This window comes from Leptothoe kymatousa TAU-MAC 1615 (genome assembly GCF_018739865.1).
Lineage (GTDB): Bacteria > Cyanobacteriota > Cyanobacteriia > Phormidesmidales > Phormidesmidaceae > Leptothoe > Leptothoe kymatousa.
This window is the reverse complement of sequence record NZ_JADOER010000012.1, coordinates 176,430-191,804: the sequence shown is the minus strand read 5'-3', so window position 1 is coordinate 191,804 and position 15,375 is coordinate 176,430. Positions and strand designations below refer to the sequence as shown.

Sequence of the window (15,375 nt, the reverse complement as noted above, 5' to 3'; positions counted from 1 at the left end):
AGCTAGAAAATTCCCCTGTTGGAAAAACTTAATTGCGGTTCTAGCATGTCTATATATTGACCACCTCCCATACCCCACCACCCAAACACCCGATTTAAATCAGTTCACATTCTGACCTGCATCTATAGGTACGTATGTTGACTGTGGGTATCACCATAAAACTTGGCCTAGTTGGGTAAACCCCAAACAGGCCCTTTAAAAAAGCTCCATGATCCCTCGTTTATTCCTTAAGGCAAACTCTACTGCCACGAGCACTATGCCAAAGCGCCCTTCCCTACTAGGCAATATCGTTCGAGTTCTTGCCTGGGCTGGCATTTTCGGCACAACCGCAGTGGTTTCAGCCGCAGCTGGTGCCGCCTTCATCTTGACAGTACCTTTGCCCAAGGGCATGGGAGAAGCGACCGCCAATCCACCATTGAGCGACCTTTGGCAATCAGGCTTTCGCTATCAGGTTTCTCGACCCGTCAACCTTTTGATCATGGGTTTGGATGAAGCCACCGATATCGAAGGGGCAGCCCCCACGGATTTAGTGGGGCGTACCGACACAATGCTCCTAGCGCGAATCAATCCTGATACGGAATCCATTAATGTGATGTCGATTCCACGGGATACACGGGTGGAAATCCCAGGGTATGGCATCGACAAAATCAACCAAGCCAATGTGGAAGGGGGCGCTGAACTCGCCGCTCAAACCGTTAGCTACAACTTTAATGAAGTAGAAATTGACCGATATATTCGGGTCAGTACAGCTGCATTTCGTGAAATTGTCGATTTAATCGGCGGGGTGGAAGTGCTTGTCCCCAAAGCAATGCAATACGAGGACAAAACCCAAGGCCTCGTCATCGATTTAGAGCCGGGTTGGCAAACCTTAAGTGGCGAAGAAGCTGAGCAGTTTGCCCGTTTTCGTCAAGATAATTTGGGTGATATTGGCCGCGTACAGCGACAGCAGGTGTTGCTGAAAGCTTTGCGCGATCGCATGCTGAACCCCACCGTGATTGCCCAAGTGCCACAAATTGTGCGCATCCTGCAAACCCACATCGACACCAATCTATCGACGGAAGAAATTCTAGCCCTGGCTGGCTTTGGTCTACAGCTCGACCGAGAAGCCCTGAACATGGTTATGCTGCCAGGCAATTTCAGCGATCCTGAAGAATATAAGGCCAGCTATTGGATTGCAGACAAAAATAGTGCCAATGAAGTAATGCAGCGCTTCTTTGACACAGAACCGGCCCCAACCTTACTCGCCGCAGATCGTCCCCGTCGTTCCGTCAGTCGCCTAGATATAGCCGTCCAAAATGCATCTAGGGACCCCTATATGGCCCAGTTGGTGGTTGATCACCTGCGCACAGAAGGCTTTCGCAATGTCTATCTAATCGATGACTGGCCTGATTTTAATCACCAGACCACAGTCATCGCCCAACGAGGAGATATTAGTAGAGCCGAGTTTTTAGAAGCTGTACTGGGCGTTGGTAGAGTCGTCGCAGACTCCACGGGTGATGTGGATTCAGATATTACTATCCGCGTTGGTGATGATTGGACAGACCAACTATTTCAGTCATCATCCACATCAGACGCCTCGAGATTTGAAACTGAGTCAACGTTTGACACCGAAGCAACGTTTGAATCAGACCCTAGGTTTGAATCCGATTCTAGGTTTGAAACTGCCCCTAGATATGAATCGGATTCTAGGTTTGAATCGGATTCTAGGTTTGGTAATGACCCTAGGTTTGAATCCGACCCTAGATATGAAACCGAATCTTCGTTTGAGACCGATTCTAGATATGAAGCCGAGTCCTCTTTCGAGACCGGCCCTAGATATGAAGCGGACTCAACATCAAACGAAACGGACTATAGCCAGAGCAGCTATCCATTCTAGCCACCATGCTGTCATCCCTTGGCATCACAATAATATTAGCTATGGCCTGGGTGTTGCTAGCAGCAACACCAGCACAGTAGGAATAATACTGTTCTAGCCCAGGGCGTCCATCAATGGCTCCCAGGCCATCACATCGGCCATGAGAGTGCGATATCCCAAAACATTAGGATGCAGACCATCGGTGCTTAGCCGAGCCTGACACCAATCGTCTCCCTGGGAACGCCATCTCTGGAAGAGATCCAGATATGGAATGTGTCGCCCTTCACAGGCAAGGCGAGTCATTTGGTTGTAGCGCACCTGATCGGCATTGGAAAAATGCAAGATATTGGCATAGGGCATGGCCGCTTCATTCACGGGCACCATGCCGACAAAAAAGACAGGGCACAGGCCCTTTGCCTGGTCGAGCAAAGTGTGCAGCTCTTGGGTAAACGTGACCTCATCAGTCATGGGGCGACCGTTGGCTTTTCCTAGCCGCGCACTGTCATTCAGCCCCACAGACAGGACTAGTAAATCAGGCACTTGACGCCGCAGTTCACCTCGGAGCTTAAACTCACGCTCCAATCTACCGGCAACCCGTTGCACACCATCCCCCCGCACCCCCAGGTTGTAAATTATGGGCCCTGGCTGCGAGGGATCCATCCACTGACGGCGAAGACGTTCGACCCATCCACCCCCTTCGGTATCGCCATAGCCATAGACGAGACTATCGCCCACAATCACAACTTTTTTAGGATGGGTTGCTTGGGCGGGACCACTGACAGACGCGGCAGCACGATTAGCAAGGGCAGCCATAGAAAAACCTTGAATGGAATTAGCGGAGCAATGAAAAAGCAGACGCTAGATGGAATGACAAATTTCTTAACCTTGAGTCTCCTGCAAATTAACATTTTGCACAACTCATTTTCAATTCTTCATACTGCCTATCGAAAATCAGGCCCCTTCTTATAGCAAAACCCGAGGTGCGATCGCACCTCGGGCTAACATTATTCACTATTCAAAACCAATTGATACAGCCGTTAACTCATAGCAGCATTACTCCGACCATAGGCATGCTGAACGTCGTACCTCGGCTTCCCCTGTACGCGGCTACCAGCACCAATCACATCCATGGGCATCCCAACACCAACAGCCGCTCGACTGAGCAAAGAACGCTGGCGATTGGTTACAGCATGGCGATTAAACGCCGCCCGAAGTCGAGCAGATTCTTGTACAGACATATCCATAGACCTCCTACGGAAATAAAATCACAACACTAATTAGTGTCATCATCGCTTCATTAACAGTGTAGACATAAATTCAGTATAAATAGATACTTTTTGGGTTTAATTTTGTAAACAGGTGGCAGCCATTCCCCTGCCATTGCAACCGAAGCGCCCCTGCCATCAGAGCAGCCCCCTCTCCCCAGACTTGACCTCCCCAGCCATTGTCACTGCTAACAAAAAACGCCAGCCCGAAGGCTGGCGCTAGACCAAAATGGCCAATTATTCAAAATTCACCCACAAATTAGCAATCGTAGTAGAGCGCTAGCTCATAGGGATGGGGACGGATATCCATGGGGATCACCTCGGTATCGAGCTTGTAGGAAATCCAGTTCTGAATGAAGTCTTCAGTGAAGACACCACCAGTCGTCAAGAACTCATGGTCGCTTTCTAAAGCAGATAATGCTTCCTTCAGAGAGCCAGGAGTAGACGCAATCTTAGCCAGCTCTTCGGGGCTAAGTTCATAAATATCCTGGTCAATAGGCGCAGGCGGCTCAATCTTGTTCTTGATGCCATCAATACCGGCACACAGCATTGCCGCAAACGCCAGATAAGGATTAGCAGTGGGATCAGGACAACGAAACTCAAGGCGCTTAGCCTTGGGATTGTCACCAGATAGGGGAATCCGCACCGCCGCAGAACGGTTACCGTTGGAGTAAACCAGGTTCACAGGAGCCTCAAAACCAGGTACCAGACGCTTGTAGGAGTTAGTACTGGGGTTTGTAAAGGCCAACAGAGCGGGGGCATGCTTGAGGATGCCGCCAATGTAGTAAGTGGCCAGGTCACTCAATCCTGCATAGCGCTCACCCGCCATCAGAGTGTCGCCACCCTTCCAAATAGACTGGTGGGTGTGCATACCAGAACCATTATCCTCAAACAGAGGCTTAGGCATAAAGGTAACGGTCTTGCCGTACTTCTTAGCCACGTTCTTGATGCAGTACTTATACGTCATCAACCAGTCAGCAGCTTCGATCATCTCACCGAACTTAAAGCCCAGCTCACACTGACCACCGGTTGCTACTTCATGGTGATGCTTCTCAATGGGCACACCACAGTCTGCCATAGTCAACAGCATCTCAGTTCGCATATCCTGGGATGTGTCAGTGGGCGCTACGGGGAAATAACCGCCTTTATAGTTGGGCTTATACCCCAGGTTGCCACCTTCTTCTTCGCGGCCAGTGTTCCAACGGCCTTCCACGCTATCTACGTAGTAGTAGCTGGAGTTAGACGTAGAATCGTAGCGAACATCATCAAAGATGAAAAACTCAGCTTCGGGACCAAAATAAGCCGTATCGCCGATACCGCTAGACTTCAAATAATCTAAAGCTTTTTGAGCAATCACACGGGGGCAACGCTCGTACCATTCACCGGTACGGGGCTCTTTAATGGAGCAAACGAGGCTCAAGGTGGGCTCCTTCATAAAAGGATCGATCCAAGCTGTAGCTGGATCGGGCACCATGGACATGTCCGACTCGTTAATGGCTTTCCAGCCCCGAATACTGGAGCCATCAAATGCCACACCGTCGGTAAAGCTACTCTCATCAATCTGGCTACGATGCACCGTGAGGTGTTGCCATATACCAGGCAAATCGATGAACTTAAGATCAATCATTTGAATGTCTTGATCTTTGATCATCTGCAAAACTTCTGCGGCAGTCTGAGCCATGAATTACTCCTTTCTATGCATTCACTAGAGCCGTCTTCAACATATTGCCTGCAATATATTTGAGACAATGTAGGCTTTGCAGTACGGACAGGCCAACATTATTTAACGGCCAAAAGATTAAACAATGAGTCAGACTAAAATGTACTGCCTGTTAGAAAGTTTCTAGATTTTGCAACAGGAAAATGCATGTTTAGCAAACTTGCTCCATACACAAACAAATGTGCAGAGCGAGCACTCACTTTAACTTAGGACCCTTAAATCCGACGGTGGGCAATACCGTAGTACTTAATTAACAGCTCAGCCATGCTTTAAAAGCAGTGGCGTTTGCTGGGGGCAAAGCTTGGATAATCCTATGGAATACGAATACCTGGGAATTGTATCTCTTGTTACAAATTCAGGTTTTCTCTAGCAATCCTATGCAAAATCGACATAGGGCACCTGGCATGGGGCCAAACTTGTTCACACTGAGCATCGGCCTTGGGCAATAGATAACTGCACTGCCAGAAGACTCCCTGCAAGCATGGAAGATCATTGCAAAAGATTACGGATTGTTAAAAAAACCGCACCAATTCGGCTCTCTTTCTAGAGCGTTGCCTGCTGTTTAATCCACCGTGGTAGACTAAATTTTGGCATCAGGGTATTGGTAAGCGTTGTCACTGAACGGGTTTCAAGCTTCAAAGGCAATCGCAAAATACTATGGATGGATGCCAGACAGGCATTAGGATCGCTCTTGCGCTTGTTCTCATATTTGTGACCTACCCATGGTCGGTCACGGATTGTATGGGAACTTTCCCCCTAGCTTGGTTATAAATTTCTATTTGTTTGTTGAGTCGCACATTAGTCGCACTGGGAGAAAGATTTCATGCGGGATACGGTGACGGGTTTAATTAGCACCTATGACATCACAGGTCGTTATCTCGACCGCGACGCCATTGATTCTTTGAAGGCTTATTTCGGTAGTGGTACCGACCGGGTTAAAGCGGCGGCTTATATCAGTGCTAACGCGTCTGGCCTTGTGAAGGCTACAGCTACCGAGCTTTATGAGCGCATTCCTGAGTTACTGCGTCCAGGCGGCAACTCTTACACCACACGTCGCTATGCCGCGTGTCTACGGGATTTAGATTACTACCTGCGCTATAGCAGCTATGCCTTGGTAGCGGGCAACTGTGATGTGCTGACAGAGCGAGTTCTCAATGGTTTGCGTGAGACCTACAACTCTTTGGAAGTACCTGTCGGCCCCACTGTCATTGGTATTCAGATTATGAAGGACGTGCTAAAAGAGCAGCTGATGGCCCAAGGCATTGATGATGCGTCTTTTGTAGACGTTCCCTTTGACCACCTTGCCCGTGAGCTGGGTGAAGTCAGCGTTTAGTTAATATCTAAGGACTTGAATTGAATAGCTTGGAATGGGGGGCTCAGCGGAGCTCTCCATTTTTTTTTGCCCTTTTAGCGATATCAGCAACGATAAATTCTTTGGTCTTAATATCCCATGGCTTATTTAGGCATTGATTTTGGTACGTCTGGAGCGAGAGCGATCGCAATTGAACCCCAGGGTTCAGTCCTGGCAGAATGCCGCTGTGCCTATGCGTCTAACAACGCTAGCGCCCAGGACTGGGAGCACACCCTATGGGCATTACTCGACCAGATACCGCAGACCATTCGCCAAAGGCTACAAGCGATTGCCATTGACGGAACTTCAGCTACGGTTTTGCTCTGCGATCGCAACAATGCCCCGATCACTGAGCCTTTGCTCTACAACGATTCCCGTGGGGGCGCACCCACCGTGGCACCTGTAGATAGCCCAGCCCACAGTGCCACATCCAGCCTAGCCAAAGCCCTGTGGTGGCACACCCATCTACCGGACCATCGGCTGCACCAAGCCCACTATTTGGTCCATCAAGCCGACTGGTTGAGCAGCCTGCTCCATGGCAAACCGGGCATTAGTGACTATAACAATGCCCTCAAACTAGGCTACGACCCCCAGGCACTGGCCTATCCCCAATGGCTAGCAGCGTTAGACATTGCCCCGTGGCTACCGGCGGTAATCGCACCGGGCACCGAAATAGCACCGATTCAACCTGCGATCGCACAAAAATTTGCCATCCCCAACCAATGCATCATTAAAACTGGCACCACCGACAGCATTGCCGCGTTCCTAGCCAGTGGCGCTAGCGCCACTGGGGAAGCCGTCACCTCCCTAGGGTCCACCCTGGTCCTCAAGCTCCTAAGTTCAGTCCCTATCAACGACGCCAAAAGCGGCATTTATAGCCATCGCCTGGGTAACCAGTGGCTTGTAGGGGGCGCATCCAACACTGGCGGCGCTGTGCTCAGCTATTTTTTCAGCAGTGATGAGTTACACAGCCTCAGCCAGCGGATCGACCCAGCTCAACCCAGCCATCTAGACTACTATCCCCTTTTAACCCCAGGGGAAAGATTCCCCATCAACGACGCTGAGCTATCGCCCCGGATGACCCCAAGACCTGAAAACTCCGTTGAATTTCTCCATGGGCTACTGGAGAGCATGGCCCACATTGAAGCCATGGGCTACCAAAAACTGATGGACCTTGGCAGCGGCGCTGTACACAGGCTGTATACAGCAGGGGGGGGAGCCCAAAACCAAGTGTGGCAAACCATACGCCACAATATCTTGGGTATTCCCATGGGCGCTGCCCTACATACTGAAGCAGCCTACGGCACAGCCCGGCTAGCGGCAGGCTTAGTCGGCAGCAACCCCCAATAGCCCCAGACCTATCCATAATAAAAACCAGCATCTCTCACGAAATGCTGGTCTCTAAAAATTCTCAACATATCCCAATCGTTGAAAACGTTAGAAGTTGAGCTGATCGCCACGGCGATACTGCATGTAAGCCGCTACAAATAGACCGGCAAGTGTAACCGGAATTAGGCCCAAAACAATCCCTAGCAATAAAGGTTCAATCACGCCGCGTTTCCTCAATGACTTATTTATAAAGCTCGCAAAAGCAATGCCAGCTACACATTACTTTGTCTACTTTTATATTAGGCCATTCCTTTAATTGATCCTAGCCCCCTGGGATAACACCCCCTGATCCACATTGGGCAACTCAAGGACATTACACAGACCATCCAGTAATATTCCTGAAGCCGAGTCAAAGCCTTATGGCAGAAGCTTTTTCACGGCTAGCTTAATGAAAGCTACAGATTTCAAAGCTATTTTCAAGGCGAAATAGGTTGCACTGTATCCTCAGAAAACTTTAAAGTATGTATCATTACGCGTAATGAACAACTGTTACGTATTCCTGTGACCCAGAACGCAATCGATAGTCCTAGTCTTAATCCATCACCTCCAGACAGCCAGACTAATCGGCTGATTGTTCAATTTGTTCTGGCCGCAACTATTATTTTGGTTTGTGTCCTCCTTGTTGTTTGGGGCATCCACAAGGTCCAGGTGTCAGATCCCTACGTTCACGATGTACTGACATCCAACGGTCGTCTGGAGCGGGGCCAGCAGTTATTTTGGCAAAACTGTGCCACATGCCATGGCCTTAAGGGCACTGGCGAGGTTGGTCCAGATCTACAGCATGTTTCGGAGCGAAAATCTCAGATAGCCCTGATAAAACAGGTCACTAGCGGAAAAACTCCACCCATGCCTCAGTTTCAGCCCAATACTCAAGATATGGCTGATTTGCTTGAATTTTTGAATAGCCTATAGGTATAGCTTGAATCCCATATATGGCGATCCCCCGCATGTCCAGCTGACATGCGGGGGATTGTTTTTTGAGCTAGATGTTGCCGTTAGCTAGATGTATTGGCCGTACGCTCCATACCTAGCTGAATCAACCGATCAATCAGCTGCTCAAATTCCACACCTGTGGCCTGCCAAAGCATCGGGTACATGCTAGTTGCGGTAAATCCTGGAAAGGTATTAATTTCATTAATTAACACTTCACCGGTGGCTTCAATATAGAAAAAATCTACCCGCGACAAACCAGCACCATCAATCGCTTGAAAAGCTTGAATCGCCTGTTCTTGAATAGTGTTAACAACGTCAGGGGGTAACTTGGCAGGAATAGCGAGTTCGGCCTGACCACTGGTGTATTTGGTTTCATAGTCATAGAAATCAGCATCGAAACTAATTTCACCAATCACAGACGCTTTTGGATTGTCATTACCGAGAATGGCGCACTCTACTTCACGGGCAACAACACCCGCTTCCACAATAATGCGGCGATCGTAGCTGGCGGCACTGTCGAGGGCGGCTTCTAGCTCTTGGCGATCCTTAGCTTTGGCAATGCCCACGGAGGATCCCAAATTAGCTGGCTTTACAAAACAGGGATATCCCAAGGTGGTTTCAATATCGTCACAGAGTTTGGGAAATACACAGGGATTGGAATAGACTTGCGATCGCAAAACTTCCATATACTTCACCTGGGGTAAGCCCACCTGGGCAAATGCAGACTTCATCGCCAGCTTATCCATCCCAACCGCCGAAGCCAACACCCCGCAGCCCACGTAGGGCATCTGCATCAGTTCTAACAAGCCTTGAATAGTGCCATCTTCGCCGTTAGGACCATGGAGCACAGGAAACCAAATATCAATCTCTGGAATTGATGCTGGGATACGGTCCATGGGAGAGACGGCCCCCTCTCCGACAGCTAAAGGTTTACCAGCCGTGAGCACCCCATGGGCATCCACGACCCATACCCCGTCTTTGCGGATGTAAACAGGAACCACATCATACTTGTCTGCACCACTCGCCAAACCTCGAGCGATGGCCTGAGCTGAGAAAATAGATACCTCATGCTCTCCAGAACATCCACCAAACAATAAGCCTACACGCACCTTTGCCATTGATTTGGCCCCTCTAATACTCCACAAAGATATTAAGGGGTTAGCCTATCACAGCCCCAATCGCCCAGCCCCAACCCCAGGCTCGAAAGCCGCCATATGGCCCACCATAAAAAGCCCCTCCATGGTGCCCTCCCAAAAATGGGCAAAAAAAACTCCTAAGCTCCAAAGGAGCCCAGGAGTCAGACATCAGGGTGCATCTACCAGCTAACTGTCCATGACATTTCATCTGACTTCCGGACAGAACTAGAATTCTCATCGCAGCACATTGCACACCACTGCCAAAAATGAACAAAAAAAACTCCTAAGCTCCAAAGGAGCCCAGGAGTCAGACATCAGGGTGCATCTACCAGCTAACTGTCCATGACCATAGGCCTAACTTCCGGACAGAACTAAAAATCTCATTGAGTTCAAGCGATTTGGCCTGCAAGCTCAAAAAAACCATCAAGATTCACCAGACAGCGTGAAAAAAAGAACATCACCAGAGATAATGCCAGTGACCTTCTGAGCTGACCCAAAATCTGTGAAGTATTTTTTCTTGTCCGACGGGTGGACAACCGGCAGAGTGTGGGAGTTTGGCGGCCTATGGAATGAAATTGCCTGGCAGCGCAAACCCACAATGAATAAGCTAAACCTCTATATCGAAGAAACCACCGAAAAACTGTGGCTGTACCAGGTTGAAGATACTGTCCTCATGGTGGAGGTACTTCCCGAGGGAAGCGCCAGTAACAGCATCGGCCAGGTAGTCCTCAAGCGTTTGATCACGGCAGAACAAGTGATCGAACGGCTTTGTGAAACAGCTGCTCAAACTGACTCCCATTTGTCCATGGTGCGATCGCTCCAGTGATCCTGCTTCAGCTAGCAAGAGCCCATAAAACTATGGGTCTGTCCAGGGCTAAGATGTGGCCCGCAAATTACTCACAGCCCGCTGCAGCGACGCCAGCGCCCGATTGTATCCCAACGCGGCACTGACCCAGTTACCCTCCGCCTGGGTTAACTCAGACTGTGCCGTCAACACATCTAGCTGTGTACCCACACCCGCATCGAGACGCAGATTAGCCAACTCCAGGGCTGTTTCCGCTTGCTCAATGGCGGTGCGTGCCGTACGTACATTTTCCTCGTTGGCACGGAGCGTAAAATAGGCCTGTTCCACATCAAAACGAATCTGATCAAGCTGTTCAGAAAAGCGTTCCTCGGCAATCGCAGCATTCGCCTCCTGTTGCCGAGCCTGCGCCCGCGCTGCACCACCATCGGTGAGCACCATACTAAACTGAAGACCAAGCTGATAACGATCCGTATCGAAGAAATCAAATCCTTCGTTTGGAGCGCCTAGGCCATCACGGGTACTACCCAGCACATCCTCTCCACTATATTGAGCAAATACGGTCAACTGTGGACCATTGGCCGCCCGCGCCGCCCGCGCTTGCTGTAGCCCAATTTCCCGTTGAGCCAACTGCTGCTCTAGCTCCACACGACTTTGGAACGCCAACAAAATACTATCCTCTAGGGTCAGGCTCCAACGTTCATAGGTCGTTTCCCAGTTATCGGGGGCCGGCACTAAGGTGGCCTTCAGGTTTACCGTCGACGGCACATTCAACAACCGAGCCAGGTTACGTCGGGCAATTTGCTGCTGAGATCTCGATTGAATCAAGTTTTGCTGAGCATTAGCCAACTGCACATCGGCCCGCAACACATCGAAGCGGGTTCCCACACCAGCCTGACGCCGCAGCTCATTATCCCTCTGGTTCCGTTGGGCTTCTTCTACAAATGACTGGTTAATCCGAATTTGCTCACCGCTCTCTTGCAAGTCGTAGTAAAGGGTTGTAGTCTGCAGCCTTAACTCCTCGCGGCGACGGGTGACCTCCAGTTCCTGTAAGCGCACTTGCTCCTCGGCAGCACGAACAGTCGCTTTCCGCTGGCCCGACGTAAAGATGTCGTACTCAGCCCGCAATGGATTGATATTTAGCTGAGTATCGGTTTCGGTACCCAAGCCATTGTCCTCACCAAACGGGCCTGGGGTAGTCGTTCTGGTTAAACTACCTTGGACGAATGCAGAAGGAGAAAATGCAGCCTCAGCCTGATCTAAAGACGCTTCGGCCTGCTCCAACTGCAGCAAGGCTACCTGCAAATCTTGATTATTAAAATAAGCCAGCTCCAGAGCTTCTTCTAAAGAAACCGTTTGCTCTGCACCTTCTACTAGCTTTACTTCCGATTCCAATGTCGGAACCGTCAACGGATTGGGATCCGCTAATAACTCCGTCGGGGGCAAGTCTGTCTGATCCAACAAATCTTCCTCAGCCGTAGACGGTGCTTGCCCCGTTTCCGGAACAATTTCTCCTTCAACGATGCCTTGATTTTCAATCGGCGCCGCCACTTCTGGAGCCTCGGTTTCAGGCTCAACCAATGGAGCCTCGGCTTCAGGCTCACTAGATGTAGCATCGATTTCAGGTTCACTAGATGGAACCTCTACATCAACAGCATCTTCAGTAGAAATATCCCCAGTCTGCTCCAGCAGTGGCTCTTCAACCGCATCCACACTCGGTACAGGTTCCTCCCCTACAGGTTCCTCCCCTACAGGATTGTTTTCAGGGGGTTCATCTGTGGGCAAATCTGGCAACTGGGCCAGCGGACTCACCTCCGAAGCCTGGGGCAGCTGGGTTAATTGATTTACCTCAGCAGGCAAAATAGCCCGAACGTGGGTCGGCGATGTTTTAGAAAATTTAGGCGATGCCAGGGTTACATCTGCCGGAGCTAGTACATTAGGAGTTACTACATTGACAGACACCTGGGAGTCTGAAGCAGACACGTCAGCATCCGACAGCAGCTCTTCCGATGGCACAGCAGCTACTTGCACAGCAGCAGACGTAACTGACTCGCTACTAGTGGCTGAGTCCTCAGCTAAAGCCTTAGCTAGTGCTGGAAATGGTAGTAAGGATAGCGCGCCTCCAAGCACAGCCATCCGCAGCAATAATGATTGGTTGATGTATCCCATAGTGTTTGCGTCAATATATATAGCCAGTAACTAATAATTCGGGCACAAGCCAGACAGCCAAGCGAACTGGAGTATCCACCAGTGATCAATCGCCAAGCTTCCCTATTCTTGTTCAAACCCACATCTACGATGTCCGGGCCAGCTAGCTAAAACCTACAAGTTCGACAACGACTAGGGGGCCTCTAAAGCGACACATTCCTTTAAAAGTCCATCAATTCCATCCACTGGCACAACTGGGCACCGTAAACCATCAATGAGTGTTGCAACAGTCATGTCATCCAGAAAATAAGTATTTTCAGGATTGCTATGGTTACTTTGCTTCAGCATTAAAGCAGGCAGCAAAATCGCATCACCAAGATGGCGGTCCTTTAACTTTTCTAAGATATCGTAACCTGTGAGTAGTCCCGTCACCGTAATCTCTTGACCCCAATAATCACTATTGAGGGCCGCCATGGTTACCGTTAAGCCCTCTACCTGATTGAGTCGATCCACGATGGGCTCGAAGGCTTTTTCCACCGCATTACCCACGACCCAGGTGTAGTGTTTGGGGTTGTCGATTGCATCAGGCAGCACCCTAGCAGCCTGGTCAAACTGCTTGAGAAATAATTGAATCGACCCGACCCCATTACCAATTTGAGGATACGTCTCATAGTGGGCCTCAGAAGGTAGGGCCTGACGAGCAATTAAAAACCATTCGTCCGCTAGCCAAGCAAAGGTGGAGCCGAGGGTTTCCCTAAATTCTGCCTGTAGCTGTTGCACCTGCACAATGACCTCCTGTGCTTTAGAGGTATTCACAGGCACTAGCTCATCTTCTGTGGGTCGAAAACGCGTTAACCCCACAGGAACTACAGCAGCTGAGGCCACAGCTGGCATATCCCCCACATGAAATCGAGCTAGATCGCGCAACGTCTGTTCTAAATGGGGACCATCGTTAATGCCAGGGCACACGACTACCTGGGCATGAATCTGTAGGCGATGCTCTTGAAACCATTGCAGATGGTCTAAAAGAAGACCGGCCCGAGGATTTTTCAGGAGCCGCTGCCGCACGTCTGGCTCCGTCGCATGTACGGATACGTATAACGGAGATAACCGCAGCCGCGCAATGCGTTCCCACTCAGCAGGCGGCAAGTTGGTTAATGTCAGATAGCTGCCATAGAGAAAGCTGAGGCGATAGTCATCGTCTTTAAGGTAGAGGGTATCGCGCTTGCCGGGAGGTTGCTGATCAATAAAACAAAAGGGACACCGATTGTTGCACTGAATCAAACCGTCGAATAAGGCGCTTTCAAACTCCAGCCCTAAATCTTCGTCAAAATCTTTTTCAATTTCGATGGTGTGTGCATCACCGGAGGTGTCTAAGACCTCGAGGGTGAGCCATTCATCCGAGCATAAAAAGCGATAGTCTATCAGGTCCCGAGGACGGGTACCGTTGATAGACACCAGCCGATCGCCTGGCTCAAAACCAATCTCCTCGGCAATGGATTCACTGATAACGCTGGTAATGACGGCTGGCTGAATCGACCCACTACGCATACATGCTTGCGCTAGACAATTACTCCATCATACTAATGCTGAGGAGAAACAGGGATATTGCAATTTTTGTAGCTTATGGATGCTTCATAGCAAAGCTAATGCATGGGCATAGGGTCTGGGCGAACATAGCCTGGGCTACATATGTTTATTGGCAACACTGTATTTGAAAAAGCTATGTTCACCGCTAAGCCCGCAGCAGGGTGAGGGGTCTAAACGTTTTGAATCGTGTTAGTGGCGATCCCGGCAAGAATGGCAACACCGAAAGCAAGGCGATACCAAACAAATACCCACGTACTATTGCGACGGAGAAATTTGATCAACCACGCGATCGCAAGGTAAGAAGAAATCACAGCTGCAACTAAACCGCCGATCAGGGGCATCAGGCTAGCGTCTCCCACCATGGACATTTCTTCTAGCAAGCCTTTGAGCTCCACTAATCCAGAGAGCAAAATAGCTGGAGTACCGAGTAGGAACGAAAAACGCGCTGCCGTATCTCGCTCTAAACCTAAAAATAAGCCCGCTGTCAGGGTAGAACCAGATCGAGACACACCGGGGACTAAGGCCAGCGCCTGGCCAAAACCAACGCCGATGCCATCCCACAGGTCCAGCTTCTCAAAATTACGCTTACGGGTGCCGACTTTCTCCGCAATTCCCAGAAAAATAGCCATCACAATCGAAGTGATTGCGATCGCTTGAGTACTACGAATCACCGACGTCTCGTACTGAGTTTCAAAAAATAATTTAATGATTAATCCACAGAACACAATTGGGATTGAGCCCAAAATAATCCCAAGACCTAAACGAAAATCTGTAGACCGATAGCGCTTTGCAAGTGTCGCGCTAATCATATTTTTCGATACCGTGGTCAAATCATCCCAGAAGTACCACAAAATAGCGGCTAAACTACCCAACTGAATCACCGCCGTAAACGCCACACCAGGGTCTCCCCAACCTAGGGCCACTGGCACAATTTTCACGTGGGCGGTACTACTAATCGGCAGAAACTCTGTCAGCCCCTGAACAATACCAATCACAATGGCTTGGAATAAATTTATTTGCGCAGCTTGACTAGCAGGCGCTTGGGCCACAAGCTCCAACAATGGGGACACGGTCATAAAAGATACTCCAAAGCTCAAACTATAAAATCTATTCATAATTGGGCCTGATACAGGCCACCTTAAAGGACACGAACCCTCTAGACTCGCATCCGGACTTCCACAGGAAA

General features: G+C 49.7%; 13 protein-coding genes. 5 read left to right on the top strand and 8 right to left on the bottom strand.

Annotated features, from left to right (window positions below; all coding sequences use genetic code 11):
* The first annotated feature begins 256 nt into the window (after nt 1–256).
* The gene (locus IXB28_RS14105; RefSeq protein WP_246559792.1) at nt 257–1,876 is read left to right on the top strand and encodes an LCP family protein; all 1,620 of its coding nucleotides are present in this window, start codon (nt 257–259) and stop codon (nt 1,874–1,876) included.
* 93 nt (nt 1,877–1,969) lie between these two features.
* Here IXB28_RS14105 and IXB28_RS14100 read toward each other — a convergent pair whose 3' ends face one another.
* The 3 genes from IXB28_RS14100 to glnA all read right to left on the bottom strand — a co-directional run bounded on the left by IXB28_RS14100 (nt 1,970) and on the right by glnA (nt 4,801).
* A complete protein-coding gene (locus IXB28_RS14100; RefSeq protein ID WP_215619239.1) occupies nt 1,970–2,668 on the bottom strand; it encodes a GDSL-type esterase/lipase family protein in 699 nt (232 codons plus the stop codon).
* 224 nt (nt 2,669–2,892) lie between these two features.
* Nucleotides 2,893–3,099: a hypothetical protein gene (locus IXB28_RS14095; protein WP_246559791.1), complete on the bottom strand. Its 207-nt coding sequence runs from the start codon at nt 3,097–3,099 to the stop codon at nt 2,893–2,895.
* Between the two features lie 280 nt (nt 3,100–3,379).
* Complete coding sequence (glnA, locus tag IXB28_RS14090) at nt 3,380–4,801, bottom strand: type I glutamate--ammonia ligase (RefSeq protein ID WP_215619238.1); 1,422 nt, start codon at nt 4,799–4,801, stop codon at nt 3,380–3,382.
* A gap of 862 nt (nt 4,802–5,663) precedes the next feature.
* Here glnA and apcB point away from each other — a divergent pair.
* Complete coding sequence (apcB, locus tag IXB28_RS14085; RefSeq protein ID WP_215619237.1) at nt 5,664–6,173, top strand: allophycocyanin subunit beta; 510 nt, start codon at nt 5,664–5,666, stop codon at nt 6,171–6,173.
* 117 nt (nt 6,174–6,290) lie between these two features.
* Nucleotides 6,291–7,541, top strand: a complete 1,251-nt coding sequence (locus tag IXB28_RS14080; RefSeq protein WP_215619236.1) for an FGGY-family carbohydrate kinase — start codon at nt 6,291–6,293, stop codon at nt 7,539–7,541.
* An 87-nt stretch (nt 7,542–7,628) separates the two neighbouring features.
* Here IXB28_RS14080 and petG read toward each other — a convergent pair whose 3' ends face one another.
* On the bottom strand, nt 7,629–7,742 hold the full coding sequence (petG, locus tag IXB28_RS14075; protein WP_006516887.1) for a cytochrome b6-f complex subunit V: 114 nt from the start codon (nt 7,740–7,742) through the stop codon (nt 7,629–7,631).
* A 339-nt stretch (nt 7,743–8,081) separates the two neighbouring features.
* Between petG and IXB28_RS14070 the strand changes: the two genes are divergently transcribed.
* Nucleotides 8,082–8,492, top strand: a complete 411-nt coding sequence (locus IXB28_RS14070; RefSeq protein ID WP_326521050.1) for a cytochrome c — start codon at nt 8,082–8,084, stop codon at nt 8,490–8,492.
* Between the two features lie 83 nt (nt 8,493–8,575).
* Here IXB28_RS14070 and IXB28_RS14065 read toward each other — a convergent pair whose 3' ends face one another.
* Complete coding sequence (locus IXB28_RS14065) at nt 8,576–9,631, bottom strand: D-alanine--D-alanine ligase family protein (protein ID WP_215619235.1); 1,056 nt, start codon at nt 9,629–9,631, stop codon at nt 8,576–8,578.
* A 520-nt stretch (nt 9,632–10,151) separates the two neighbouring features.
* Here IXB28_RS14065 and IXB28_RS14060 point away from each other — a divergent pair.
* Nucleotides 10,152–10,475, top strand: a complete 324-nt coding sequence (locus IXB28_RS14060; protein WP_215619234.1) for a hypothetical protein — start codon at nt 10,152–10,154, stop codon at nt 10,473–10,475.
* 48 nt (nt 10,476–10,523) lie between these two features.
* On the opposite strand, the gene IXB28_RS14055 is transcribed toward IXB28_RS14060, so the two are convergent.
* The 3 genes from IXB28_RS14055 to IXB28_RS14045 form a co-directional block, all read right to left on the bottom strand.
* The gene (locus IXB28_RS14055) at nt 10,524–12,587 is read right to left on the bottom strand and encodes a TolC family protein (protein WP_215619233.1); all 2,064 of its coding nucleotides are present in this window, start codon (nt 12,585–12,587) and stop codon (nt 10,524–10,526) included.
* A gap of 204 nt (nt 12,588–12,791) precedes the next feature.
* Nucleotides 12,792–14,150 carry a TIGR03279 family radical SAM protein gene (locus IXB28_RS14050; protein ID WP_215619232.1) on the bottom strand — a complete coding sequence of 453 codons (1,359 nt, stop codon included), beginning with the start codon at nt 14,148–14,150 and terminating at the stop codon, nt 12,792–12,794.
* A 209-nt stretch (nt 14,151–14,359) separates the two neighbouring features.
* Nucleotides 14,360–15,265 carry an undecaprenyl-diphosphate phosphatase gene (locus tag IXB28_RS14045; protein WP_215619231.1) on the bottom strand — a complete coding sequence of 302 codons (906 nt, stop codon included), beginning with the start codon at nt 15,263–15,265 and terminating at the stop codon, nt 14,360–14,362.
* Between the last annotated feature and the right edge of the window lie 110 nt (nt 15,266–15,375).

Bases quoted from the DNA above. Each gene is read 5' to 3' on its own strand.
- IXB28_RS14080 (WP_215619236.1), top strand. From the start codon at position 6,291: ATGGCTTATTTAGGCATTGATTTTGGTACGTCTGGAGCGAGAGCGATC.
- IXB28_RS14065 (WP_215619235.1), bottom strand. From the start codon at position 9,631: ATGGCAAAGGTGCGTGTAGGCTTATTGTTTGGTGGATGTTCTGGAGAG.
- IXB28_RS14100 (WP_215619239.1), bottom strand. From the start codon at position 2,668: ATGGCTGCCCTTGCTAATCGTGCTGCCGCGTCTGTCAGTGGTCCCGCC.
- IXB28_RS14095 (WP_246559791.1), bottom strand. From the start codon at position 3,099: ATGGATATGTCTGTACAAGAATCTGCTCGACTTCGGGCGGCGTTTAAT.
- IXB28_RS14050 (WP_215619232.1), bottom strand. From the start codon at position 14,150: ATGCGTAGTGGGTCGATTCAGCCAGCCGTCATTACCAGCGTTATCAGT.
- IXB28_RS14045 (WP_215619231.1), bottom strand. From the start codon at position 15,265: ATGACCGTGTCCCCATTGTTGGAGCTTGTGGCCCAAGCGCCTGCTAGT.
- IXB28_RS14055 (WP_215619233.1), bottom strand. From the start codon at position 12,587: ATGGCTGTGCTTGGAGGCGCGCTATCCTTACTACCATTTCCAGCACTA.
- glnA (WP_215619238.1), bottom strand. From the start codon at position 4,801: ATGGCTCAGACTGCCGCAGAAGTTTTGCAGATGATCAAAGATCAAGAC.
- apcB (WP_215619237.1), top strand. From the start codon at position 5,664: ATGCGGGATACGGTGACGGGTTTAATTAGCACCTATGACATCACAGGT.
- IXB28_RS14105 (WP_246559792.1), top strand. From the start codon at position 257: ATGCCAAAGCGCCCTTCCCTACTAGGCAATATCGTTCGAGTTCTTGCC.